General features: G+C 70.2%; 19 protein-coding genes. 14 read left to right on the top strand and 5 right to left on the bottom strand.

Annotation, left to right across the window (positions count from 1 at the left end):
* The first annotated feature begins 74 nt into the window (after positions 1-74).
* The 7 genes from BC793_RS27735 (at position 75) to BC793_RS27705 (ending at position 9,198) form a co-directional block, all read left to right on the top strand.
* The gene (locus BC793_RS27735) at positions 75-1,538 is read left to right on the top strand and encodes a ricin-type beta-trefoil lectin domain protein (protein WP_109597281.1); all 1,464 of its coding nucleotides are present in this window, start codon (positions 75-77) and stop codon (positions 1,536-1,538) included.
* A 118-nt stretch (positions 1,539-1,656) separates the two neighbouring features.
* Complete coding sequence (locus BC793_RS27730; protein WP_158319391.1) at positions 1,657-4,173, top strand: sensor histidine kinase; 2,517 nt, start codon at positions 1,657-1,659, stop codon at positions 4,171-4,173.
* A gap of 128 nt (positions 4,174-4,301) precedes the next feature.
* Complete coding sequence (locus BC793_RS27725) at positions 4,302-5,090, top strand: hypothetical protein (protein WP_109597278.1); 789 nt, start codon at positions 4,302-4,304, stop codon at positions 5,088-5,090.
* 7 nt (positions 5,091-5,097) lie between these two features.
* Complete coding sequence (locus tag BC793_RS27720) at positions 5,098-5,793, top strand: class F sortase (RefSeq protein WP_109597276.1); 696 nt, start codon at positions 5,098-5,100, stop codon at positions 5,791-5,793.
* A 36-nt stretch (positions 5,794-5,829) separates the two neighbouring features.
* On the top strand, positions 5,830-6,579 hold the full coding sequence (locus BC793_RS27715) for a fasciclin domain-containing protein (protein ID WP_307784587.1): 750 nt from the start codon (positions 5,830-5,832) through the stop codon (positions 6,577-6,579).
* A gap of 66 nt (positions 6,580-6,645) precedes the next feature.
* Positions 6,646-8,211 (top strand): molybdopterin-dependent oxidoreductase, encoded by a 1,566-nt coding sequence (locus BC793_RS27710; protein ID WP_109597272.1) that lies wholly within the window; start codon positions 6,646-6,648, stop codon positions 8,209-8,211.
* 267 nt (positions 8,212-8,478) lie between these two features.
* A complete protein-coding gene (locus tag BC793_RS27705; RefSeq protein WP_109597270.1) occupies positions 8,479-9,198 on the top strand; it encodes a pectate lyase in 720 nt (239 codons plus the stop codon).
* 74 nt (positions 9,199-9,272) lie between these two features.
* Here the strand turns inward: BC793_RS27705 and BC793_RS27700 are convergent, their stop codons facing one another.
* Entirely contained in the window at positions 9,273-10,280 is a 1,008-nt protein-coding gene (locus tag BC793_RS27700) for an NADP-dependent oxidoreductase (RefSeq protein WP_109597267.1), read from the bottom strand.
* Positions 10,281-10,399: 119 nt separating this feature from the next.
* On the opposite strand from BC793_RS27700, the gene BC793_RS27695 reads away from it, so the two are divergent.
* The 3 genes from BC793_RS27695 (at position 10,400) to BC793_RS27690 (ending at position 11,578) form a co-directional block, all read left to right on the top strand.
* Complete coding sequence (locus BC793_RS27695; protein WP_109597264.1) at positions 10,400-10,921, top strand: winged helix-turn-helix transcriptional regulator; 522 nt, start codon at positions 10,400-10,402, stop codon at positions 10,919-10,921.
* Positions 10,922-11,089: 168 nt separating this feature from the next.
* Positions 11,090-11,236 (top strand): hypothetical protein, encoded by a 147-nt coding sequence (locus BC793_RS49775; protein ID WP_158319390.1) that lies wholly within the window; start codon positions 11,090-11,092, stop codon positions 11,234-11,236.
* Between the two features lie 9 nt (positions 11,237-11,245).
* Positions 11,246-11,578 (top strand): YnfA family protein, encoded by a 333-nt coding sequence (locus tag BC793_RS27690; RefSeq protein ID WP_109597260.1) that lies wholly within the window; start codon positions 11,246-11,248, stop codon positions 11,576-11,578.
* Between the two features lie 168 nt (positions 11,579-11,746).
* Here BC793_RS27690 and BC793_RS27685 read toward each other — a convergent pair whose 3' ends face one another.
* The 3 genes from BC793_RS27685 to BC793_RS27675 form a co-directional block, all read right to left on the bottom strand.
* A complete protein-coding gene (locus tag BC793_RS27685; protein WP_203896395.1) occupies positions 11,747-13,435 on the bottom strand; it encodes a ThuA domain-containing protein in 1,689 nt (562 codons plus the stop codon).
* 26 nt (positions 13,436-13,461) lie between these two features.
* On the bottom strand, positions 13,462-16,287 hold the full coding sequence (locus tag BC793_RS27680; protein ID WP_109597255.1) for a carbohydrate-binding protein: 2,826 nt from the start codon (positions 16,285-16,287) through the stop codon (positions 13,462-13,464).
* Between the two features lie 288 nt (positions 16,288-16,575).
* On the bottom strand, positions 16,576-17,856 hold the full coding sequence (locus BC793_RS27675; protein ID WP_109597252.1) for a serine hydrolase domain-containing protein: 1,281 nt from the start codon (positions 17,854-17,856) through the stop codon (positions 16,576-16,578).
* Between the two features lie 205 nt (positions 17,857-18,061).
* Between BC793_RS27675 and BC793_RS27670 the strand changes: the two genes are divergently transcribed.
* The 4 genes from BC793_RS27670 to BC793_RS27655 all read left to right on the top strand — a co-directional run bounded on the left by BC793_RS27670 (position 18,062) and on the right by BC793_RS27655 (position 21,679).
* Positions 18,062-19,798, top strand: coding sequence for an amylo-alpha-1,6-glucosidase (locus tag BC793_RS27670; protein WP_109597250.1), 1,737 nt, complete (start codon positions 18,062-18,064; stop codon positions 19,796-19,798).
* A gap of 353 nt (positions 19,799-20,151) precedes the next feature.
* Positions 20,152-20,589, top strand: coding sequence for a chemotaxis protein CheW (locus BC793_RS27665; protein ID WP_109597247.1), 438 nt, complete (start codon positions 20,152-20,154; stop codon positions 20,587-20,589).
* A 94-nt stretch (positions 20,590-20,683) separates the two neighbouring features.
* A complete protein-coding gene (locus BC793_RS27660; protein ID WP_109597244.1) occupies positions 20,684-21,211 on the top strand; it encodes a hypothetical protein in 528 nt (175 codons plus the stop codon).
* Positions 21,212-21,382: 171 nt separating this feature from the next.
* Positions 21,383-21,679: a hypothetical protein gene (locus BC793_RS27655; protein WP_239170367.1), complete on the top strand. Its 297-nt coding sequence runs from the start codon at positions 21,383-21,385 to the stop codon at positions 21,677-21,679.
* Positions 21,680-21,715: 36 nt separating this feature from the next.
* Here the strand turns inward: BC793_RS27655 and BC793_RS27650 are convergent, their stop codons facing one another.
* Positions 21,716-23,605, bottom strand: a complete 1,890-nt coding sequence (locus tag BC793_RS27650) for a rhamnogalacturonan lyase family protein (RefSeq protein WP_170167277.1) — start codon at positions 23,603-23,605, stop codon at positions 21,716-21,718.
* Positions 23,606-23,690 lie beyond the last annotated feature (85 nt).

Here is a 23,690-nt window from a genome sequence, read left to right as displayed (position 1 = left end):
GCCCGAAACACCCTGGTTATATTCGCAATAGTCAATGGATAGCCAAACTCGAAAACCGCCCGACAAGGAGCACCATGATCCGACGAGGTCCCGGTTCCCGTGTGGCCGGCCGGCTTTTCGCGGCGCTGGCCGGCGCCGCGGCGGCACTCACGGCGATCCCCCTGGCCCTGCTGGTCGCCGTGCCGGGCGCGTCCGCGGCGACGAACCAGTTTCAGGGCGTCAACTGGGCCCGTGCCGGCGACAACTTCCATCCGGGCCCGCTGGTCCTCTACGGATTGAGCAGCACCGACAGCTACGCCACCGTCCGGGCCAAGGCCGATGCCGTCTTCGCCGGCTTCGAGGGCAATCTCGGGGCGAACACGGTCCGGCTGCCTATCAACACCTACTCCGTCGGCACCGCCTGGTGGAACTCCTACACCGGCGTCATCGACTCGGCCACCACCCGTGGCCTGAAGGTCATCCTGTCCTACTGGGACGACGGCCGGGCATCCACCGGTGGCCGCCTGACCGACACCGCCGCCTTCAACACCATGTGGAACACCGTCGTGGACAGGTACGGCCCCAACTCCCTCGTCCACTTCGAGCCGATGAACGAGCCGCACGGCTACAGCGCCACCGACTGGAAGAATGTGGCCGCCGCGTGGCTCGCCGCGCGGCCGTCGGTGCCCCGCAACCGCATCTTCATCAGCGGGTCCGGGTTCAACCAGGACATCAAGACGGTGTGCGCCGACAGCCGCTTCGACGGGACGTACCTGTCCCTGCACCACTACACGTTCTTCAGCGGCGCGAAGACGTACGACGCGTGGGTGACCTACCTGAAAGACGCCATCGGCACCTGCGCCGGCCGTACCGTCATCGACGAGTTCGGCGCACCCATGGACACCGGCCTCAATTATGACGACGCCAACAGCACCGACAACTTCGTCCGCTATTTCCGCGCCACCACCCAGGTGCTCCGCGAGCTCGGCATGGGCTCGGTCTACTGGCCCGGGATCGGCGGCAAGCTGACCGCCGGCCAGAGCGACGACTGGTACGCCATGCAGAAACTGCACGGCAGCGGCACCAACCTGACTCTGACCACGCCCAACGTCTCCGGCGCCGGACGGTTGCGGTACGCCTGGGGCCGTACCGGCACAGACCCGAGCCCGGCGCCCGGCAACCGGTTGCGCAACACCGGCTCGGGCCGTTGCCTCGACGTTCCCGCCGCCGGCACTGTCAACAACACCCAGGTCGCCATCTACGACTGCGGCACCGGCACGAACCAGCAGTGGACCGGCACCTCCGCCCGGGAGCTGCGGGTCTACGGCAACAAGTGCCTCGACGCCCGGGCCAGAGGCACCGCCAACGGTACGGCGGTCGTCATCTACGACTGCAACGGCGGCACCAACCAGCAGTGGACCGTCAACGGCAACGGCAGCATCACCGGGGTGGCCTCCGGGCGCTGCCTCGACGTGGCACAGAACGGCACCGCCAACGGTGCCCGCATTCAGCTGTGGGACTGCAACGGCGGATCCAACCAGGCGTGGTCCCGCGCCTAGGGTTCCGCGCGCTCGTCCAGGGATGGGCGTTTTACCATGGTTTGACCCGCGCCAACCGGGAATACGCAGCCGGAAGAGCTCCGCGTTCGCGGGGCGGTGCGACGACCGGGGGCTGGTCATGTTTGTGCTGGATGAAGCCGTCATCGGTGACGCCGCCCGCTTGGCGGCGGTGGAGCGAACCCGCCGGGTGCTACCGGCACAGCCGATCCCGCTCGACGGTATCGCCCGGCTGGCGGCCGGGTTGCTGCACACCTCGATGGCGGCGGTGACCCTCGTCGGCGAGCAGGAGGAGTTCTTCGTCGGGGTCACCGGCATGCCCGAGTCGCTGACGTCGCAGCGACGCGCGCCGCTGGCGTACTCGGTGTGCAAGTACGTCGTCAGCCACGACCATCCGGTGGTGTGCGGTGACATGCGCGGCGACGACCACGAGCAGTTGCATGAGCACCTGCTGATGACCGAGTTCGGGGTACGCGCCTTCCTCGGGGTGCCGGTCCGCGACGGCCAGGACCGTGCGGTGGGTTCGCTGACCGTGTTCGACACCACGGCACGGCAGTGGACCGATGACGAGACCGCCGTCCTGCTGGAGATCGCCGAGTTGTTACGGCCTCCGGACGTCGAAGAGGCGGCGGTCGCGACGTTGGACAGCGCGGCGCTGCTGGACAGCGTGCAGGAGGCGTTCCTGGCACTGGACCCGGACGGGGTGGTGGTCGGCTTCAACCGGGCCGCCGAGAATCTGCTCGGGTTCACCGCCGATCAGGTGTGCGGGCGGCACTTCGATGACCGTCTGCTGCCCGATTACGGCGGCCAGCCGATCGCTGCGGCTCTGGGCCGGCTGTTCGCCGCCGGCCCGCATCGCCCGGTGCTGCGGGAGGTCGACGTGCGGCATCGTGACGGCCACCGGCTGACGGCCAGGGCATCGATGTCCGTGGTGCGCGGTTCGGCGGGTCCGCTGGCCTGTGTCTTCCTCACCGACCTGTCCGAGCGGGCCGCGGCTCAGGAGCTGGCGGACCGGCACAGCAGCTTCCTCGCCGCGCTGCTGGACAGTCTCACCGTGGGCGTCATCGCCTGCGACGGGGAGGGCCGGGTGGTGCTGCTCAACCGCGTGTTACGCGAGATCCAGGGACTGCCGGCCACCGGCGCCGTACCCGAGGACTATCCCGCGTCGGTGGAGGGACTGCTGCACGACACGGCCCGGCAGCCGATGCCGTGGCGGCAGACTCCGCTGATGCGGGCCTACCGGGGCGACCACGTCGAAGCGGTGGATGTGCTGACCATCGCGCCGGGTCACCCGGCCCGGATCTTCGCCACCACCGCGCAGCCCATCACCACCGGCGACGGGCGGCTGCTCGGGGCCGTCGCCGTGGCGCACGAGCTCACCGCGATGCGCCGCGCCGAGCGATTCCGCAGCTGCCATCTCACCGTTCAGGAGGTGCTCACCGCGGCCGGCTCGATAGCCGAGGCGACGCCGCACGTTCTGCGGGTGCTGGCCACCACGCTGGGCTGGCCGTGCGCCGAACTGTTCCTCATCGACGAGCTCACCGGTGAACTGCGCCCGGTGGGGCATTGGGACGCCTCCGGCGGCGACCAGAACGACGACGGCGACTTCTTCGGTCATGTTCCGGTCCGCGGGCACGGCATCACCGGCCGGGTCTGGCAGACCGAACGCGCGATGTGGGTTCCCGACATCGCCGGCAGCGCGGACCTGAACAACCCGTTCGAGCAGTCGCGGGTGCGGGCCTGCGCCCGGCACGGTATCCGTACCGTCCTGGCGGTCCCGGTCCGTGACGGCGGCACGTTGCTGGGCGTGCTCACCTGCTACGCGAGCGCCCCGGAACCACATGAGCAGCTGCTCACCGTGCTGCTCGACGGCGTCGCCGCGCAGCTCGCGGTCTACGTCGCGCTGCGCCGGACCGAACAGCTCAACCGCCAGCTGGCGCGCGCCCAGGACGACTTCATCGCCCTGGTCGGTCATGAGATGCGCACTCCGCTGACGTCGATCGCCGCCAACGCCGAGATGCTCGGCGACGACGCCGACGCACTGGACGGCGAGCACCGGCAGATGGTCGACGCCATCACCCGCAACACCTCGGTGCTCCAGCAGATCATCGACACGCTGCTCGAACTCGCCGGCATGGAATCCGGTCACCTCACCCCGCGTACCGAGGACGTCGATCTGGCGGCGATCGTCGCCGACGCGGTCAGGCGAGCCCGGCACGGGGCGGCCGACAGCGGTGTCCGTCTGCGCTGCGATCTACCGCCGCGCCTGGCCCTGCACGGTGACGGCGCACGGCTGCGGCAGGTCGTCGACGACCTGTTGTCCAACGCGGTGCGATACAGCCCGCTCGGCGGGGATGTCGACGTGCTGCTGACGGCCGATGACGACATGGCCGAACTCCGCGTCAGCGATACCGGCATCGGCACCCCGGCACAGGAACGCGACCGGGTGTTCGACCGGTTCTTCCGGGGCAGCAACGTCCGCCACCACGGAACCGCGGGCAGTGGGCTCGGGCTCAGCCTCGCCCGCACCATCGTCGGACTGCACTCCGGCACCATCCGGTTGACCGGCAACGAGCCCTCCGGCACGGTCGTGACCGTCCGGCTCTCCGTACGACAGCCAGCGCGGCCACCGGCGTAGGGCCGGTCGGCGGCACGGTTCCCGGGCCGTTACCGCGCCCAGCACGCGAAACAATATCGATCGCTGACCAAGCCGTATGGCCCCCGGCATCGAATCCCTGTCGACATCCCTCGACAAGGAGCACCTCGATGAGACTTCGCCGAAGCCTGTTGGTCCTGCCCGCTGCCGCCGCCCTCCTGTTCGCCGTACCGACCGCCGCGTTCGCCGATGAGAGCGTGCAGGTGAAACTCGACCCGCTGAACAACTCCGGCGCCTCGGGGACGGCGACACTGACCGCGACCGGCAACGGCGACCTCACGATCAGTATCCGGTCGACAGGGCTGGTCCCGAACTCCCCGCACGCACAGCACCTGCACGGCTCGGTCGACGGCATGGACTTCCACTGCCCGCCGATGTCCGCCGACAAGGACGGCAACGGGTTCGTCAGCACCGAGGAGGGTCTGCCGTCCTACGGCGACATCTTCATCTCGCTGACCAGCAAGGGCGACACCACCAAGGCCAGCGGCCTGGCCGTCGACCGGATGCCCACCGCCGACGCACGGGGCGACCTGTCGTACGACCGCACCATCGCCGGTGCCGACCTGCCGGAAGGCACCCTGCGACACCTCAAGGACCTGCACGTCGTACAGCACGGTGTGGACGCCAACAACAACGGAAAATACGACCTGGAAGGTCTCGGCGAGTCGACGCTGGCCACGTCGGCCGGCCTGACCGGCATCCCGCAGGAGGCCACCGACCCGGCGACCTGCGGCATGGTCACCGGCGCCGCGGCCGGCTCGGTGCCGGTCGGCGGCGTCGACACCGGCGACGGAAGCAGTCTCGCCGACTCCGGCCGCATGTACGCCATCGGCGGCATCACCCTGCTCGCCGCCGCGGGCCTCCTCGTCGCCCGCCGCCGGCTGCGCGGCGAGAACTGAGCCGGCGATGAGCGACGCCGGCACCACCACGTCGGCCGGGAGCCGCCGGGGGCGCTACCTGCTCCCGGCGGTGATCCTCGTGCTCACCACCGTCGGCGTGGCCGCCATCGCCCGCGGCGCGACGAGCCGCACGGCCCCGCCGCCGGTGGCCACAGCCGTAGCCGCCACCTCGCCGGCGGGCTCCGGGTCCGCACCGTCCGCGCCGGGGGCGTCCGGCACCGGACTCACCACGGGTCCGCTGATGAGCACGTCGTCACCGACCCGGATCTCCATCCCCGCTCTGCGGGTCACCGCAGCGGTGATCGGGCTGGGCCAGCGCGCGGACGGCACCATGCAGGTGCCCGGGGACGCGCGATCCGTCGGCTGGTACACCAGGGCTCCGGCCCCCGGCGCGCTCGGTCCGGCGATCCTCGCCGGTCACGTCGACTACCAGGACCAGCCCGGCACCTTCGCGCGCCTCGCCGACCTGAAACCCGGCGACACCGTGAACGTCGGCCGCGCCGACGGCAGCATGGCCATGTTCGCCGTCACGAAGGTCGAACGGCACCCGAAGAACCGGTTCCCCACCGCGGCGGTCTACGGCGCCATCGACCACGCCGGTCTTCGCCTGATCACGTGCGGCGGCGACTTCGACCCCGCCGCCGGGCACTACGAGGACAACATCGTCGTCTACGCCACCCTCAGCATGGCCCACCCCGCCTGAATCACCCGGCCCGGATCATCGCCGGGCCCGCTTCCGATGTCCGCCGCCGGCCGGGCCATGGCGATCCGGCGAAAAGAAATCCTGGATCGGACCCATCCGCTGTCGGAGCTGTTCCGAATCGTTGGTGTAAGCCCCGATGATGGAGGAAAAAACCAAATGCGCGTTATCAAGTTCACCGCCGTCACCGCCACCGCCCTGTTCTCGATCTCGCTGGCCGCGTGCGGCGGCGACGCCGACGACAGCACCGCCGCCCCGGCCGCGCCGACCATGACGACCGCGGCGGCAAGCCCGTCGCCCATGATGAACATGGTCAACTTCGGTCCGGGCTGCGCCGCGGTGCCGACCGACCCGGCGAACAAGGGCAGTTTCGAGTCGATGGCCCAGGTGCCGGTCGCCACCGCCGCCTCCGGCAACCCGCTGCTGTCGACCCTGGTGTCGGCGGTCAAGCAGGCCGGCCTCGTCGACTCGCTGAACACCGCTGACGGCATCACCGTGTTCGCGCCGACCAACGACGCCTTCGGCAGGATTCCCGAGGCCGACCTGAAGAAGGTCCTGGCCGACAAGAAGACGCTGTCCAGCATCCTGACCTTCCACGTGGTGCCCGGCAAGCTGACGCCGGCCGACCTGGCCGGCACCCACAAGACCCTGCAGGGCGGCGAGGTCACCGTCAGCGGCAGCGGCCAGCAGTTCAAGGTCGCCGACAGCGCCTCGGTGATCTGCGGCAACGTGCAGACCGCCAACGCCAACGTCTACATCATCGACACCGTGCTGATGCCCCAGAGCTGACCCGCCCGGATCCGGTCCGAACGATCCGGCTCGTGGTGAGCCGGTCCCCTCTCCTGGAGGACGTCGATGCAACGCATCATGGTGGGCGCGGCCTCCGGGATCCTCGCCGCAGGCTTCGGCGTCGCGGCCGCGGAACTCCTCGCGGCCGCGACCCGCCCGCAAGCCGGACCGCTGGTCGCCGTCGGTGGCGCGCTCATCGACGCCACCCCCACCGCGGTCAAGGAATTCGCGGTACGCGAGCTCGGCACGTACGACAAACCCGCCCTGCTCGCCGGGATCATCGTGGTGCTGCTGCTGTTCACCGCCCTCACCGGTGTCCTGGGACTGCGCCGCCGGATCGCCGTCGCGGCCGGCGCCGTCCTCTTCGGCGCGGCCGGCGCCGCCGCAGCCCTGTCCCGGCCCGCCGCCGGCATGGTCGACGCGGTGCCGTCGCTGTTCGGCGCCGTCACCGCCGGCGCCGTCCTGTGGTGGCTGCTGCCCCGGGCCGCACCCGGGCCGGCCGACCTCGGTACCCGCACCGGCGAGCCCTCGGCCGAAGGAGCGCAAGCACCGCCGGCTCCCGGCGTATCCGGGCGCGATGTCGACCGTCGTGCCTTCCTTCGCGCGGCGGCCTTGGTCGCCGGTGGCACCGCGATGGCGGGAGGGAGTGCGCAATGGCTGAGGCGAGCCCGGGCCGGCGCGGCCGCCAAGACCCGGGAGGCGCTACGTCTGCCCGCACCGGCCAGCCCGGCCCGGCCCGTGCCCCCTGGTACCGGACCCGGTTTCGTCACCGCCACCAGGGACTTCTACCGGGTCGACACCGCCCTCACCCTCCCCCGCATCGACCTGGACACCTGGCGGTTGCGCCTGCACGGCATGGTCGACACCGAGATCGAACTGTCCTTCGACGATCTGCTCGGCCGGCCGCTGATGGAACGCGACATCACCCTCAACTGCGTGTCCAACGAGGTCGGCGGGCCCTACATCGGCACCGCGCGCTGGCTCGGCGTACCCCTGGGACCTCTGCTGCGCGAAGCCGGGCTGCGGGCCGGCGCCGACCAGCTGATCGCCCGCTCGGCGGAGGGCATGACCATCGGCACGCCCCTCGACGTGCTGCTCGACGGACGCGACGCGATGCTGGTCGTCGGCATGAACGGCGAACCCCTGCCGCCGGCCAACGGCTTCCCGGTACGGATGCTCACCCCCGGGCTGTACGGCTACGCCGGTGCCTGCAAATGGCTCACCGAACTGCAGGTCACCACCATTGCCGACTTCGACGCCTACTGGGTGGAACGCGGCTGGGCCGCCCGCGGGCCCGTCAAGACGGCCTCACGCATCGACAGGCCGAAACCGTTCGCCCGGCTCACCGCCGGCACCCAGATCATCGCGGGCGTCGCCTGGGCGCAGGGCCGCGGCATCAGGACCGTCGAGATCAGCATCGACGGCGGTGCCTGGAACCCGGCCGAACTCCTGCCGGTGCCGTCCACCGACACGTGGGTCCAGTGGCGCCACGCCTGGAACGCCACACCGGGACCGCACTCCATCGCCGTACGCGCCACCGACGGCACCGGCAGCCCGCAGACCGAAGAACGCGCCACACCCTTCCCCGACGGCGCCACCGGCTGGCACACCACCACCGTCACCATCACGTGAACCGCACGGGGCCGGCCGCTCGGCGAACAGGCCCGGGTGCGGACAGACCGTCTCCACCGTTCCATTTCTGACATGGGCCTAATGACCACAATCCTGCAACAAAGCTGCAAACGATATTCATTGACTTAGGTCGATAAGAAACGTCATGTTGGAGATGTCCCCCTCCGAGACACCGGCCGCATCCCCACGGAGTCGCACGCTGTTGTGGCTCCAGCCGGTTCCGCCCACCTTGCTGGAAAGGTGGGCCTCCCCCAAGGAAGGTCCCACATGAAACGACCGCGCTTGCTCATCGGTGCCGCGGTTCTGGCCACCGCCATGGCCGGTTCCGTCGCGATGGTGAACGTGGCATCGGCCGCAACGGACGTGTCGGTCACCGCATCGATCAAGGTGACCGGCACCTTCGACGGCGGCGGGAAACGCTACATCGGCTCCGGCGCCCTCGGCAGCGGTGGCCAGAACGAGGGCCAGGACCCGATCTTCGCCCTGGCAGCCGGCGCCACCCTGAAGAACGTCATCCTGGGTGCTCCGTCCGCCGACGGCGTCCACTGCGCCGGCAGCTGCAACCTGACGAACGTCGTCTGGCAGGACGTCGGCGAGGACGCCGCCACCTTCCGCGGCACCAACGCCACCGTCGTGATCGACGGCGGCAGCGCGGCCAGCGCGTCGGACAAGGTGTTCCAGGACAACCGCGGCTCCGGCGGATCGGTGACCATCAAGAACTTCAAGGTCTCCAACTTCGGCAAGCTCTACCGCTCCTGCGGCAACTGCTCCACCCAGGCCGCCCGCAAGGTGACCATCCAGAACGTCACCGCCACCAGCGGCAAGGTCATCGCCGGCGTCAACACCAACTACGGCGACGTGGCGACGCTGAAGGGCAACAGTATCGGCAGCATCCCGACCTGCTGGCTCTACACCGGAAACAACACGGGTGCCGAGCCCACCAAGACCGGCACCGGAGCGAACGGCAGGAACTGCATCGTTTCGTGACAACAATGCGTGCGGAAGCCGTCCAGAGAAAGTTCCTTCGGACGGCTTCCGCACGTTCCAGGCCGCGGCCGGTGTCAGGGCGTCATCCGGACCACGACCTTGCCCGCCCTGGCGCGCCCCTCCTCGACGTAGGCGAGGGCCTCGCGGGTCGACGCGAAGTCGAAGACCCGGTCCACGACGGGGCGGATCGTTCCGGCGTCGACGAGGGTGGTGATCTCCCGCAGCTGGTCACCGCTGGCCCTCATGAACAGGAACGAGTACCGGACCCGGTGGTGCCGGGCGCGTCGCCGGATCCGCAGACTCAACGCGGCCATGGCGAGCCGGACGACCGGGCCGGCCCCGAGTTCCCGGGCGAAGGTGGGGTCGGGCGGCCCGGCGACGCTGACGACGATCCCGCCCGGCTTGAGGACCTTCAGGGATTTCTCGAGCGTCTCGCCGCCGACGGTGTCGAGGACGACGTCGTAGTCGTGCAGGAGCGTTTCGAACGCCTGGTTCCGGTAGTCGATGACGACGTCGGCGCCGAGGCTCTTCACCAGGTCGGCCTTGGAGTCGCTCACGGTCGTGGCGACATGGGCGCCGAGATGTCTGGCCAGCTGGATGGCGATGGTGCCGACGCCACCCGCGCCGGCGTGGACGAGCACCTTCTGGCCGGGCCGCAGGTTCGCCCGTTCGACCAGAGCCTGCCAGGCGGTGAGGGCGACCAGGGGCAGGGAGGCGGCCTCCTCGGCGGTGAGCGCGGCGGGCCGGGCGGCCACGTCGTCCTGGTTCATGGCGATGAGTTCCGCGAAGGCGCCGATCCGGTTCTGGTCCGGACGGGCGTAGACCTCGTCGCCGACGGTGAAGCGGGTGACCCGGGAGCCGACGGCGGTGATCGTGCCGGCCAGGTCGTTGCCGAGGACGAACGGCGCCCGGTACGGCAGGATCACCTTGAGGTCGCCGGCGCGGATCTTGAGATCGAGTGGGTTGATGCTCGCCGCGTGGATACGGACGAGTACGTCGTCGGCGCCCACCCGCGGGTCGGGTACGTCGCGGCCCTGCACGGTGTCGGCGTCGCCGTAGCGGTCGACCACGAATGCCCTCATCGATCTCTCCCTCTCCCGGTGGCGCCGCGGTCCGTGTCGTCCCGGCGTCGGCCCTGTGCATCGGTCGCGGCGGCCACCACCTGAGTACAAAAAGTAAACCTAGCAGGTAGACTGAGGGCATGGACACGACCGCCGACCTCTTCGCCGACCGGGACACCGCGAACTGCTCGATCGCCCGCACCCTGGAGGTGGTGGGCGAGAAGTGGACCCTGCTGATCCTGCGCGAGATCTGGTACGGCTCATCCCGCTTCAGCGACCTGCACCGCATGCTCGGCTGCCCCCGCAACCTGCTCGCGGACCGGCTCCGCACACTCGTCGAGCACGGCATCCTGGCCACCGAGACCTACCAGGAGGAGGGCGCCCGCAGCCGCTCGCGGTACACGATCACCGCCAAGGGCAACGACCTGGTGCCGGCCGTGCTGGGCCTGTTGCAGTGGGGCGACCGCTACCGCGCCGACCCGGCGGGCCCGGCCGTCATCACCCGCCACCACGGCTGCGGCGGCACGCTGTCCGTGCAGGTCCGCTGCGAACACGACCACCACGTGCGGGCCGCCGCCGTCGAAGCCGTTCCGGGCCCGGGCTTCCGGACACGGACGGACCCGGCCGCCGCCGGCGAGGCGGCACCCCGGCAGGCCGGCTGAATCCACTCGCCCGCGGGTTGCATCCGGTACCCGGGTACGGGCCTACCGTCGAACGGACGGCGAGGCCGTCCTGCTCGACATCGAGGTCCCGGCCGCACACGCCGACGTTCTGGCCTCGCTCGCCCAGCGCCGCCGACACGGCGCCCGCTCGATGACGCGGGTGCCCTGATGGACGCGCTCCGCACGGGTGAGGTCGCCGACCTGCTCGACGCCGGCCGGCGCCGCCATCCCAGCGCTGCGGCAGCCCCGGTTGTGGGTGCTGACCAGGACCGGCGTACGGCACCCGGCCGGTTCCGGCGCCGGCCGGTGTGCTGACATACGCCGGTGACGATCATCCGTTCTCTCCTGTTGTTCGCCCTCGCCGCACTCGCTGAGATCGGCGGCGCCTGGCTCGTGTGGCAGGGCGTACGTGAACACCGAGGCATCTGGTGGATCGGTGCCGGCGTCGCCGCGCTGGGCGCCTACGGCTTCGTCGCGACCCTCCAGGCCGATGCGAACTTCGGCCGCGTCCTCGCCGCGTACGGCGGGATCTTCGTCGCCGGGTCGCTGGGCTGGGCGATGGTCGTCGACAGGTTCCGGCCGGACCGCTACGACGTCATCGGCGCCGCGATCTGCCTGGCCGGCGTCGCCGTCATCATGTACGCCCCACGGACCTGACCGGCACCGCCGGACGCCGGCCACCCCACCGCCGGACGCCGGCCACCCCACCGCCGGATGCCCGGACCGGGCTGCCGCGATCACCCGGTGGGGCGACGGTGCGGCATCCGGCCCGGGCATCCCGGCGGTGCGGAGCTTCCGGTCAGGCGCCGTCCTCCGGCGGTGCGATCACGGAAGGGTCCAGCGTTGGTTGGTGCCGCCGTGGCAGGTCCAGATGATCAGCTGGGTCCCGTCGGCGGAGCTCGCGCCGTTGGCGTCCAGGCACTTGCCCGACTGCGGGTTCACCAGGGAGCCGTTGGCGGCCGGGGTCCAGGTCTGGCCGCCGGACCCGGTGCAGGTCGACAGTTGGATCAGGGCGCCGTTCGCGGTGGCACCGCCGGCGACGCCCATGCACTTGCCGAGTGCGCGCAGGGTGTTCCCCTCGACCGTCCACCGCTGGTTGGTGCTGCCGGTGCAGCGCCACAGCTGGATCTTCGTGCCGTCGGTGGAACTGGCGCCGCTGACGTCGGCGCACTTGCCACCGGCGCCGGTGATCGGGCCGGTCCGGGGCACCGTGCCACCCGACTCCTTGATCCGGATGTTGCGGAACGACACATCGTCACCGGTGCCGTGGTTCTGGATGCCGATGTGACCGGAGGCCAACGACCGTACCGGATCGGTGTTGGTGAAGTCGTTGACCTTGACGCCGTTGAGGAAGACCTGCAGCCGCTCGCCCTCGACCAGCAGTTCGAAGGTGTTCCACTCACCGGGTGGGTTCAGCGCCGCGTCGCGGGCGGTGACGTCGGCGGACTTGAACCCGTACACCGCGCCGGTGGTCCGGTCCGGCGTGTCGGTGGCGTCGATCTGGACCTCGTACCCGTTGGCCATGGCCGCGTTCGGATCGCTGCCCGCCGGGAACCCGATCAGTACGCCGGAGTTGTCGTCGCCCGGCATCATCCAGTCGAGTTTCAGCGAGTAGGAGCGGAACTCCCGGGTGCTGTACCACAGCATGCCCAGCCCACCGGACGACGTCAGGGTCGCGTCGCTGTTGCCGAAGCCGCCCGGCCCCGCCTGCGACCAGCCGCTGGTGGACCCGTTGTAGAGGGCGGTGTAGCCGGTCTCCGGCCGGCAGTCGGCCTTGGTGCGGTTGGCCGCGTACCTGATGCCGCCGAGGATCAGCGCCCGGAATCCCGCCTCGGTGTAGCTGCTCTGGGTGTGGCCGCTGCCGGTGTAGAACGAGCGCCCGCCCTGGTAGGGCTTGCACCAGGTGTGCGGGTGGTCGCCGCCCATCGTGCCGCCGGAGTAGGTCGACTCGTCCAGTGCGGACAGCACCCGGGCCGACGAGCGGGGGTTGGTCCGGAAGTTGTACCACTCGTCGGTACGCACGGCTGTCGGGCCCTGGCCGGCGGTGGCCGCGTGCGCCCGGTTCTCCACCCGTACGGTCGCCTGCTGGATCGCCGGGTGGGAGGCGAAGTAGGCGCCGACCAGCTCGCCGTAGAACGGCCAGTCGTATTCGGTGTCCGAGGCCGCGTGCACCCCGACGTACCCGCCGCCGGCGCGGATGTAGTTCTCGAAGGCGGTCTGCTGGGTGGCGTTGAGTACGTCGCCGGTGGTGTTGAGGAAGACGACGGCCTCGAACCGGGCCAGGTTGGCGGCGGTGAACTGGGTGGCGTCCTCGGTCGCGGTCACCGTGAAGCTGTTGGCCGCACCGAGGTCACGGATCAGTTGGATGCCGGCCGGGATCGCGTCGTGCCGGAAGCCGGCGGTCTTGGAGAACACCAGCACGTCGTACGGTGTGTCGGCGGCGTTCGCCGGGGTGCCGCCGGTGCCCGCGACGGCCAGGAGCACCGCCGCCGTGACGCCGAGGACTCTGCGCATCAGGTGTCGCACTGTCGGGGTTCCTCTCATGGCAGGGTCCAGCGTTGGTTGGTGCCGCCGTGGCAGGTCCAGACGATCAGCTGGGTGCCGTTGGCGGAGCTGGCGCCGTTGGCGTCGAGACACTTGCCGGACGCGGCGTTGACCAGGGATCCGTTCGTTGCCGCCGTCCAGTTCTGCGCGGCGGCACCGGTGCAGGCCGACAGCTGCACCAGGCTGCCGTCGGCGGTCGCGCCGCCGGCCACGCCCATGCACTTGCCCAGGGCCCGCCAGGTGGTGCCGGTGCGGGTCCACTGCTGGTTGGTGCCGGTGTTGCAGGTCCACAGTTGGATCTTGGTGCCGTCGGCGGAGCTGCCCCCGTTGACGTCGACGCACGCACCGCCCGCGCCGACGATCCGGCCCGTCGTCCCACCGGTGGCCGCGCCGAAGGTGAACGCGTCCAGGTCGAACAGGTTGCCGGTACCGCCCTGGAAGGTCAGATACAGGGTGGTGGTGCCGGCCGGGACGCCGGACAGTGTCGCCGACACGTCGGTGAAGGTGTCCCAGCCGCCGGTGACCGGTACCGTGACGGACCCGAGCACCGTGCCGGTGGGAGATCCGGTGCGCACCGAGAGGGTGCCGCCGGCGCCGGCCGACGAGACCCGGGCGGTGAACCGGTTCTCCCCGCCGAGGGCGTAACGCTGGAACGCGATCCAGTCGCCGTTGCTGATGTCACCGACGGTCTGCCCGCCCTCGGCGCTGGCCTTGCTGTAGAGGGTGGTGCCCGACTGGGTGTTGCGGTGTTCGGCCTGCCGGTGGCGCGGCTGGAGGATCTGCTGCGTGTGTGTGGTCAGCGCCGGCTGGCCGTTGGCGCCCCGGTCGGTGTACTCCGCGTCGAAGACCGCGTACAGGTTGGCGGCCGTGTCGTGCTCGCCGTCCGCCGGGATCTGCAGGGTGCCCGTGCATCCGGTGCTCGAGGTGATCGGATGCGCGTGGTCGTCGTGGCCGAGGTAGTAGCTCAGCTTCACCCGGGCGCAGTCGACGGTGCCGTCCTCGGGATCCGACACCGTGATCGTGTACGGCACGGTGTCACCGAAGCTGAACAGGGCCCCGTCGGCGGGCGCGTTCAGTACGACCGTGGGTGCGGTGTTGCCGACCGTGATCACCAGTGAGGTGGTGGCGGTGAGACCGGCGGGATCGGTCACGGTGAGCGTCACCGTGCGCTGGCCGTTGCCGGTGAAGGTGTGGCTGGGGTTGGCCGCCGTGGAGGTGCCCCCGTCACCGAAGTTCCACGCGTAGGTCAGCGCGCCGCCCTCGGGGTCCGACGAACCGCTCGAGGAGAAGTCGACGGTCAGTGGCGCGGTGCCGGACGTGCGGTTGGCCGCGGCGCGTACCGTCGGTGCCTGGTTGTTGCCGGCCTGGTTGTACTCGATGCGGTACAGCGCGGAACTCGCGTCGCCGCTGCCCCAGCCGGTGCCGTAGTCCAGGACGTAGAGGGCTCCGTCGGGGCCGAAGGCACTGTCCATGATCTGGGTGCCGCGCCACGGGAAGTCGCTGATCTGTCCGGCCGACCCGTCGGTGTTGACGTCGATGGTCTTGATCCAGCGCCGGCCGAACTCCATCGCGAAGTAGTGCCCGTCGAGGGCGGCCGGGAACTTGACCGTGGACGGGTTGGCGGCGTCGTAGCGGTAGACCGCCCCGCCCATCGGCGACTCGGAGCCGCAGCCGAACGCGGCCAGCGAGCAGTTGTCGTACTTGATCCACGCCGGGCGCGCGGCCGGCAGGGTGGTCAGGCCCGTGTTACGGGGGGAGTTGTTGACCGGTGCGGCGCAGTTGAACCGGCTTCCCGACGGTCCGGACGGGAACACGTAGTCGACATAGGTCTCGGACGTCGTGTTCGCGCCGGTGCAGTAGGGCCAGCCCAGGTTGCCGGCGGAGGTGATCCGGTTGAACTCGACCTGGCCCGCCGGTCCCCGGGTGGTGCTGGTCGTGCCGGCGTCGGGTCCGTAGTCGGCGACGTACAGCGCACCGTTCGCCTTGTCGACGCTGAGCCGGAACGGGTTGCGCAGGCCCATCGCGTAGATCTCCGGCCGGGTCCGGGCGGTGCCCTGCGCGAACAGGTTGCCCGCCGGGATCGAGTACGTCCCGTCCGCGTTCACCTTGATCCGCAGAACCTTGCCGCGCAGGTCGTTGGTGTTGCCGGCGCTGCGCTGCGCGTCGTAGACGGGATTGCGGTTGGTGCGCTCGTCGATGGGTGTGTAGCCGCCGGAGTCGAACGGGTTCGAGTCGTCGCCGGTCGACAGGTACAGGTTGCCGGCCGCGTCGAAGTCGATGTCCCCGCCGACGTGGCAGCACATGCCCCGGTTCGTCGGAACCTCCAGCACGGTCACCTGGCTGCCCGTGTTGAGGGTGTAGTCGGCGTTGAGCGTGAACCGGGCCAGCCGGTTGACCCCGTTCCAGGCGGAGAAGTCGGTGCCCGTCGCCGGCGCGTCACCGCCGGGAGTGGACAACGGCGGCGCGTAGAAGAGGTAGATGTGCCGGTTGCCGGCGAATCCGGGGTCCACCCCGACGCCCTGCAGCCCCTCCTCGTCGTGGGTGTACACCGGGAGGGTGCCGATCACGCTGGTGGCTCCGGCGGCGGTGGTCCGGCGCAGGACTCCGTTGCGGGCGGTGTGCAGCACCGAGCGGTCCGGCAGCACCGCCATCGACATCGGCTCACCGAGCTCCGACACGCCTCGGGCGAGTTCGACCTGCTGGAAGTCGGCCGCGTTGACCGGATGGGCGGCGGCCGGGGTCCCGGGGCCGAGGACGGTCGCCACCATGCCGGCGGCGGTAAGAACGACGGTCGCTGCCGCCGCCATCACGCGTGGTCTCATGCGATGGACACACCTTCGTCGGGTTCGAATGCGGACGTGGAACCTCGAGATGTGGGAACTCGGCGATCGCTGGGCCCGGCGGCGCTCGCAGCCGGGGCGGTCCCCGCCGCCCCGGCTGCATTCCGCGCGGTCCGTGGTGAGCCCTCACACCATGCGGATCTTCATCGGGTTACGCTCGCGATACGACCCGATTAACATGTGACGTCTTATGTTAAGGCTCACAATCGATGCGAGTCAATGTCGTCGGATGCTCTCCCCCGATCGCGACGGCGAACACGCCGTGGCCGATCAACGTCCGGACGGCTGCCCGGTGCCGCGGAGGTTGCCGAGGACGTCGGAAGGCACCGGCTTACCCAGCATCTGACAGATGTTCACGATGTCCGCACCGAAGAGGACGGTTCGCTGGAAGCGCTCGGTGGCGGGGTTCTGGGCCAGGTCGTCGGGTTCCCCGGTGGTATCGGTGATCGCCGTACGCCGGCCGTCCTCGGTCGCGACGGCCGTGCTGTGATGGCCCATCGTGTCACCGCCGTGGCCCCACACCGTGCCGCACGGCGAGTCGGTCCGCAGCAGGCCCAGGCCGTAGCCACCCTTGATGGGGAAACTCCCGGGCAGTGCCACGGTGGTCTTCATCTGCCGCAACTGCTCCTGGGAGAACAGCTCGCCCTGGAGCACCGCGGAGAAGAACCGGGACAGGTCACCCGCGGTGCTGATCATCGCGCCGGCGGCACCGGCCCAGCCACCGAGCGGCCAGCCGGAGACGTCGGTGTACCGCGGGGTTCCCCCGGCGTAGCTGATCGCGTACCCGTGGGCGTAGCCGCGGCCGGTGTGGGTCGCGCGGGGATCGGCGAAGTAGGTGTGTTTCAGCCCGAGCGGGTCGGCGATGCGCTGTTCCACCAGGTCGGGCAGGCTCTTGCCGGTCTGCTTCTGCAGAATCATCCCGAGCAGCGTGTAGTTGGTGTTCGAGTACTGCCAGCCCTGGCCGGGCTCGAAGTAGGGCTCGTGCGCGAAGGCGACGGCGAGTAGTTCCGCATCGGTGTGGACGTGCTGGGGATCCCTCTGCATGTCGACGAAGAACTCCGGGTCACCGGTGTAGCTGAACAGGCCGCTGGAGTGGTTGAGCAGCATCCGGACGGTGATGTTGGCGCCGTTGGGGACGACGCCCGGCAGGTAGGTCTCGACCGGTGCGTCCAGCCTGATCCTGCCGCGGTCGACCTGTTGCAGGATCAGCACGGCCGTGAAGGTCTTGGTGTTGCTGCCGGCCTCGAACTGGTCCCGGGTGGTGATCGGGCGGCCGGTCCTGCGGTCGGCGACGCCTCGGGCCAGGGTGTACACCCGGCGCCCGTTGTCGATGCGGGCCAGGTATCCGGGCGGTCCGACCGCGAGGACGTGCCGGGCGACCTCGCGCTGGAGAGCGTCGTCGACGGGAGTGGCCGTCGCGTCTACCGGCCTCGGCTGATCGGCGGCGGCGGCCACTCCGGTTCCGGTCAGTGCCGCCGCCGTCGCCAGTACCAGCAACGTCCTGCGGAGGGGGTGAGACGATGTCGCGGGGGTATCGGTTCGGATCGTCATGCATCGATCCTGGCGAGAATCGTCGCCAAGATCATTGACGCCTGCTACCCGATCCGGCGTGCAGTCACCGGTACCGCACCGGTAGGGCCTGCACTACCTCTACGGTGCTCGCCCGGACGCTGACCAGGTCCCGGACGACTCCTATAATTCGCCGGGGTGGCCTCCGGCGATCGAAGCACCCGTGCAGAAAGCAGGCCCACCACTGATGACCATCGCCCCGTTCGCGATTCAGGAGATCCCGTTCAGCTACCGCGGCTCCTGGTTCGACATCTCCCCGGTGATCGCCGAGAAGGTCTGCGCGGAGGATCTGCACCTGGTGTCCCACCAGACCGGTATGCATCCGGTCCTGCGCTTCGAAGCCCGCGACGGCGGTGCCCGCACGGAACCGGCGATCATCGCGACACCGGCCCGGCTGTCGTGGCGGCACCCGCACGGCACGATCGATCTGGTCTACCAGGACGCCGACACGATCCGCCTGCGGGGCACCGGCCTCGGCCTGCGCATCGCCGCCGCGCACACCGCCCTGACCCCGTTCGGCGGCACCTACCTCTACCGTGACCCGGCCGACGGCGCCCACGTTTTCACCTCCTACGAGACGGGGCGCCGCTACCGCGTCACCGTCCTGACCGGCTCCACCTCCCTCACCGCGGAGGGCCGGGAGCTGCTCGGCGGCGGCGACCGCCATCTGGAGCTGCCGCAGGAGACGCCGTGGGAGATCGCCGTCGAGGAGTACCGGACGGCCCGCCCCCCGTACCGCGCCGATCGCCCGTTCGACGAGGTGGCCGCGGCCGCGCAGGCGACGTTCGACGGGTTCGCCGACGCCGTCGCACCCTGGCGTACTCCCGACACTCCCGCGGCCGAACTGGCCGCCTACGTCATGTGGTCGGCCACGGTGGCGCCCGGCGGCTTCCTGGCCCGGCCCGCCGTGCTGATGTCCAAACACTGGATGGACAAGGTCTGGAGCTGGGATCACTGCTTCAACGCGATCGCCCTCGCCGCCGGCGACCCCGAACTGGCCTGGCACCAGTTCATGCTGCCCTTCGACCACCAGGACCCGGCCGGCGCGCTGCCCGATTCGGTGACCCACTCCGAGGTCCTCCACAACTTCGTCAAACCACCGATCCACGGCTGGGCGTTCGGGCATCTGCGGCGGCTTTCGCCACAGCCGCTGACCGACGACCGACTGCATGCGGCGTACGAGCGGATGAGCGCCTGGACCCGCTTCTGGCTGGACCGGCGTCGGGTCCCGGGCCGGCAGCTGCCGTACTACCAGCACGGCAACGACAGCGGCTGGGACAACGCCACCACGTTCGACAGCGGGCGGCTGCTGGAGACCGCCGACCTGGCCGCCTTCCTGCTGCTCCAGCTCGCACAACTGTCGAGCCTCGCCACCGAACTCGGCGATCCCGTCGTGGCCGCCGAGTGGGACGACACCGGTCACGGCATCAGGACAGCCCTGTTCGAGGAGCTCTGGGACGGCACCGGATTCGTCGCCCGGCGCCCCGACGACGCGACCACCAGTTCCAGCACCAGTCTGCTGGCCCTGATGCCCATCGCGCTCGGCGCGGAGCTGCCCGACGACGTCCGGGACCGGCTGGTCACCGGCCTCCGCGCGCATCTGACCGCCAACGGTCTGGCCACCGAGCCCGTCGACTCCCCGCACTACGCCGCCGACGGCTACTGGCGGGGTCCCATCTGGGCGCCGTCGACCGTACTCATCGAAGACGGCCTGCGCCGGGCCGGCCACACCGCCCTCGCCGACGAGGTCAGCAGCCGTTTCCGGGCCCTGTGCGAGAAGTCGGGCTTCGCCGAGAACTTCGACGCCGAGACGGGCGCGGGACTACGCGACCGCGCGTACACCTGGACCGCCAGCAGTTATCTGATCCTCGCCGAAGCCTTCGAGAGCCGCCGGACCGGCACCGGGTCGCCGGGACGGCCCTGACCTCCAGCCGTCCAGGCAGGGCCCGCCGGTTTCCGGGCGGCCTGTGCGCACGACGCGACGTCGCGCTTTCGTCATGGTTCCTCCCGTGGTGTGCCGGTGCGGGCCGGAGGATTCGGTGTGGGCCTCGCTGTCCCACTGCGTGTGGCGCCGGTCGTAGCAAGGGCCGGCCCGCGTCCTTCGGCCGGGGGCGACGGCGAGACCGGCGTACGGCGGATCCGGTCCGCGGCGGCCGCCCGTGGTGCGCCGGACGGCGGAGATCACGCCTAAGTCCTTCGCTCGGGCCCGATTCTTCCGATAGTCCTGGTGATCCGTCGGAATATGTCCCCGGCGGCCGTCACTCCGGGGAGCCACACATGTCCAGTCGCCAGTTCGTCACTTTCGAGGTCGCCGGCCAGTTCTTCGGCGTGGACGTGGACGCGGTGCAGGAGGTGCTGTCGTACAGCGAGTACACGCCCGTACCGATGGCACCGAACGCGGTCGGCGGGCTGTTCAACCTGCGCGGGCAGGTGATCGCCGCCGTGGACCTGCGTGTGCAGTTCGGGCTACCACGCCGTGACATGTCCGGCCTGGTCATGAACGTGATCGTGCGGTACGCCGGTGAGCCGGTGAGCCTGCTGGTGGACCGTATCGGGCAGGTCGCCTACCTGGACGCCGACTCGTTCGAGGAGCCGCCGGCGACACTGACCGGCCCGTCGCGGGCACTGGTCACCGGCGCGTACAAGACCGAAGGCCGGTTGCTGCTGGTCCTGGACGTCGCCGAGTGCGTGAACACCGCCCGCGTCCCGGCCTGACACCGGCCCTCGAACCGCCCCGGCACGACGACCTCGGCCGCGGCCGCCCCGCTACCATCCTCCGGACCGACGCGGACCGGAGGATGGTGTTGCGGTGCTGACGACCGTGGGACAGGTGGCGGACCGGGCGAGGGAACTCGGCATCGCCGTAGTGGCCGGGCCGGACGGGGACGACGTGCGCGATCAGCCGTTGTCGTACTACGGCGACGACCCTGCCGGTGCGCTCATCGACATGATGGAGGAATGGGGCGCCGGCGTGCGGGTGCACCCGAAGGTGGACAGCCACCTGGCCGGCTATCAAGACCTGTTCGACCGTTTCACCGCCATCAGCGGCGGCACGGTGACCATCACCGACGTCGAACTCGTCGAGGAAAGCGACGGTGAGCGTATCCGGATGTCCGTCAACGGCGACGAACTCGTCTGGCACCTGGAGCATTACTCCGACCGGTACATCGATACGCTGATGGTCGCCGAGATCGCCGGCCGTCTGACGCCGCGCGACGGCACCGACCCACGGGTCTTCGTCGATGTCCAGGACACCGACGATCAGCTCGGGTTCATCTTCGCCGACCCCGCGGCCCTGTCCCTCCTGATCCGTGAACTCGGACTCCCCCATGCCTGACCCGACCGGCCCTCCGGCGACCGAGCCAGCCGATCGCCGGGTCGCTGTTGCCGCTGATCATGGACGGCGCCCAGGCCGGCAGCCCGGCGACCGGTGACGCGGCTCATCACGGCGGCCAGGGCTCTGATCGAGGCCGGCGGAGCTGACAATCCCAGGGTCAGGGACGAAGTGATGCGTGACTTCGTGGAGCGGGTCACCTTCGCGACGGCCGGCGACATCAGAGGCATGCTGGACGACGTTCTCGCTGACGACTGGATGGCCCTGCCGCCATGGGCCCGGAATCTCTCCTACCGTCTGGCGTGCCTGCAGCAGCCGGGTGATCGTGAACTGCTGCGGGAAGCAGCCGCGGACCTGTACTCCTTCGGCCCGGACTGGGACGGGCATGCGCAGCGGCTCAGAGACGCGGCGGACGGCATCGGGCAGGTCGTGTCCCGCCGATCATCGGAGCCGGATCAGGCGCCCCGGTGACCCGCGGCCGGGTGCCCGGCCGCGGGGTCTGCGCTGTCAGCGGGGGGTGTAGCTGATGTTCGGCCGGGGCGGGGCGGTCATGTTCGCGCCGAGGAAGTAGTCGACGTGATGGGACTGCATGTAGCCCTTGAGGGTCATGGCGTTGCGGTACGCGGGGTTGTGGGCGAGCGTGTAGAGCCGGGTGCCGCTCGGCACGTTCGTGGTGAAGATGATCAGTTCGTTGAAGGCCGCGTTGGTGTAGACGACCTCTTCACGCCAGTCGCCGAGGATGTCGCCGGAGAAGGTGGGCCCGCTCTGTGCCGCGGTGACCGCGCCGAAGTTCCAGGTGCTGACCAGCCGGGGCACGCTGCCGCTGGTGGTCGGGGCGGCCGGGTTCCACTTCTCGATCTTGCCGGCGTTGAGGAGTTCCATCATCGTGTCGCCGTCCCACCACAGGCCGAGTTGCGGCCAGGGGGCGAGCGTCCGGTTCGGTTCGGCGAGCCGGTTGGTGGCGGCGTGGTAGAGGCCGGAGAACGACCACACCTCGTAACCGGGGGTGCGGGGATCGATGTCACCGGCCATGCCGCGGCCGACGTCACCGACCCCGGACTCGATGTGCTTCCAGATGATCTGGCCGGTGCCGGCGTCGTAGTAGTACTCCCGTAGGCCGCTGGGGTTGTCCTGTTGCACGCCGTACCCCTGGAGGCCGGCCCGGTTGGGGTCGATCTTGGCGATGTGGAAGCGGTCGCCGTGCACGACGCCCTGCGGGCCGAGGGAGTAGCGCAGTCTGCCGTCGCCGTTGAGGACGAAGCCGATCTCGGCGATCTCGTCCCTGCCGTCGCCGTCGACGTCGATGATGCGGGTGTTGTGCCCGTCCGGCAGGTCCTGGTTGCCGCGCAGGAACTTCCACTGCATGGTCACCGCGGAGCCGGTGAAGCGCCAGGCGGTGAACATCAGGTTGAAACCGCCGTTGCCGACCCGGTTCTTCATGTACGCGACCAGGCTCGGGTTGACGCCGTCGAGGTGCCCGACCCCGAGCCGGGCCATCATCGGCCCGTCGGCCAGGTAGTCGGCCGGTACGGCGGCGGTCGCCCGGGGTGCCCCGGTCAGACCGTCGAGGATCGCGATGAACTGCCGGTTGTCATCGGCGTTGCCGAACGTGGTGCCGTTGCCGAACCGGACCCCGTCGGCGATGCGCAGCGCGACCTCGGCGCGGCCGTCGCTGTCGAGGTCGTAGACGGTCACGCCGTCGTTGTGGCCGACGTCGATGGTCGCCGAGCCGCCCTCGATGTTGTCCTGGTCGATGCTGTTCGGGCCCATGTCGACCGACCACAGGAACTGCCCGTTGCTGCGATAGGCCTCGATGCTCTGCGGTGAGGTCTGGCGGTCGAGCACGTAGTCGTACTCGCCGTCGCCGTCGAGGTCACCGGTCCAGACGAACTTGACCGCCCCACCGGCGCGCAGCGGCACCCGCACCACGGGCTCGACCGCGTTGTTGGCCTTCAGGGTGAAGGCGCCGCTCGGGGCCTGCTCCGCACCGTTGAGCACCGGGCGTACCCGATAGGTGTTGGTCTGGGTGAGGTTGGCGGTGGTGTCGGTGAAGTTCGTGCCGCCGGTCAGCACCGCCGCGTTGAGTCTGACCTCGGCGGCACCGCCGGTCGACCGGTAGACGTTGAAGCCGACACCGGCCGGGTCCAGGCCGAGCAGGCGCCAGCTGACCAGCACGCCGGTGGTGCTTGAGCGCACCGCGACGACGCCACGGCCGAGGCTCTCCATGGTGCGGGCGGCGGCGAGGGGTGCCGGGGCCGCGGCGGCGACGGCCGGGCCGACGGTGGACGCGGCGGACGGCAGGGTGGCGATCACGATGGCCGCCGTGGGGATCAGCAGGCCGAGGGCTCCGGCCAGCAGCCGGATCCGTAACCGGCGAGGGGGATGTGCGGCAGACATGACGAACCTCTTTCACACGGACTCGGCGCCCGGCCGCCACCGGGAGCAGGGGGATGATCCGGATCAGGTGGGCGCCGACCGTCGA

The sequence above is a fragment of the Actinoplanes xinjiangensis genome, from assembly GCF_003148685.1.
Taxonomy (GTDB): Bacteria; Actinomycetota; Actinomycetes; order Mycobacteriales; family Micromonosporaceae; genus Actinoplanes; species Actinoplanes xinjiangensis.
This window is presented reverse-complemented; position numbering and strand designations above follow the sequence as displayed.

What these genes read in the sequence shown, in the direction of transcription:
- BC793_RS49775 (WP_158319390.1), top strand. Translation starts at nt 11,090, where the DNA reads ATGGACGCGCTCCGCACGGGTGAGGTCGCCGACCTGCTCGACGCCGGC.
- BC793_RS27655 (WP_239170367.1), top strand. Translation starts at nt 21,383, where the DNA reads ATGCGTGACTTCGTGGAGCGGGTCACCTTCGCGACGGCCGGCGACATC.
- BC793_RS27705 (WP_109597270.1), top strand. Translation starts at nt 8,479, where the DNA reads ATGAAACGACCGCGCTTGCTCATCGGTGCCGCGGTTCTGGCCACCGCC.
- BC793_RS27670 (WP_109597250.1), top strand. Translation starts at nt 18,062, where the DNA reads ATGACCATCGCCCCGTTCGCGATTCAGGAGATCCCGTTCAGCTACCGC.
- BC793_RS27700 (WP_109597267.1), bottom strand. Translation starts at nt 10,280, where the DNA reads ATGAGGGCATTCGTGGTCGACCGCTACGGCGACGCCGACACCGTGCAG.
- BC793_RS27650 (WP_170167277.1), bottom strand. Translation starts at nt 23,605, where the DNA reads ATGTCTGCCGCACATCCCCCTCGCCGGTTACGGATCCGGCTGCTGGCC.
- BC793_RS27680 (WP_109597255.1), bottom strand. Translation starts at nt 16,287, where the DNA reads ATGAGACCACGCGTGATGGCGGCGGCAGCGACCGTCGTTCTTACCGCC.
- BC793_RS27665 (WP_109597247.1), top strand. Translation starts at nt 20,152, where the DNA reads ATGTCCAGTCGCCAGTTCGTCACTTTCGAGGTCGCCGGCCAGTTCTTC.
- BC793_RS27695 (WP_109597264.1), top strand. Translation starts at nt 10,400, where the DNA reads ATGGACACGACCGCCGACCTCTTCGCCGACCGGGACACCGCGAACTGC.
- BC793_RS27720 (WP_109597276.1), top strand. Translation starts at nt 5,098, where the DNA reads ATGAGCGACGCCGGCACCACCACGTCGGCCGGGAGCCGCCGGGGGCGC.
- BC793_RS27730 (WP_158319391.1), top strand. Translation starts at nt 1,657, where the DNA reads ATGTTTGTGCTGGATGAAGCCGTCATCGGTGACGCCGCCCGCTTGGCG.
- BC793_RS27735 (WP_109597281.1), top strand. Translation starts at nt 75, where the DNA reads ATGATCCGACGAGGTCCCGGTTCCCGTGTGGCCGGCCGGCTTTTCGCG.
- BC793_RS27715 (WP_307784587.1), top strand. Translation starts at nt 5,830, where the DNA reads ATGTCCGCCGCCGGCCGGGCCATGGCGATCCGGCGAAAAGAAATCCTG.
- BC793_RS27685 (WP_203896395.1), bottom strand. Translation starts at nt 13,435, where the DNA reads ATGCGCAGAGTCCTCGGCGTCACGGCGGCGGTGCTCCTGGCCGTCGCG.
- BC793_RS27675 (WP_109597252.1), bottom strand. Translation starts at nt 17,856, where the DNA reads ATGACGATCCGAACCGATACCCCCGCGACATCGTCTCACCCCCTCCGC.
- BC793_RS27710 (WP_109597272.1), top strand. Translation starts at nt 6,646, where the DNA reads ATGCAACGCATCATGGTGGGCGCGGCCTCCGGGATCCTCGCCGCAGGC.
- BC793_RS27725 (WP_109597278.1), top strand. Translation starts at nt 4,302, where the DNA reads ATGAGACTTCGCCGAAGCCTGTTGGTCCTGCCCGCTGCCGCCGCCCTC.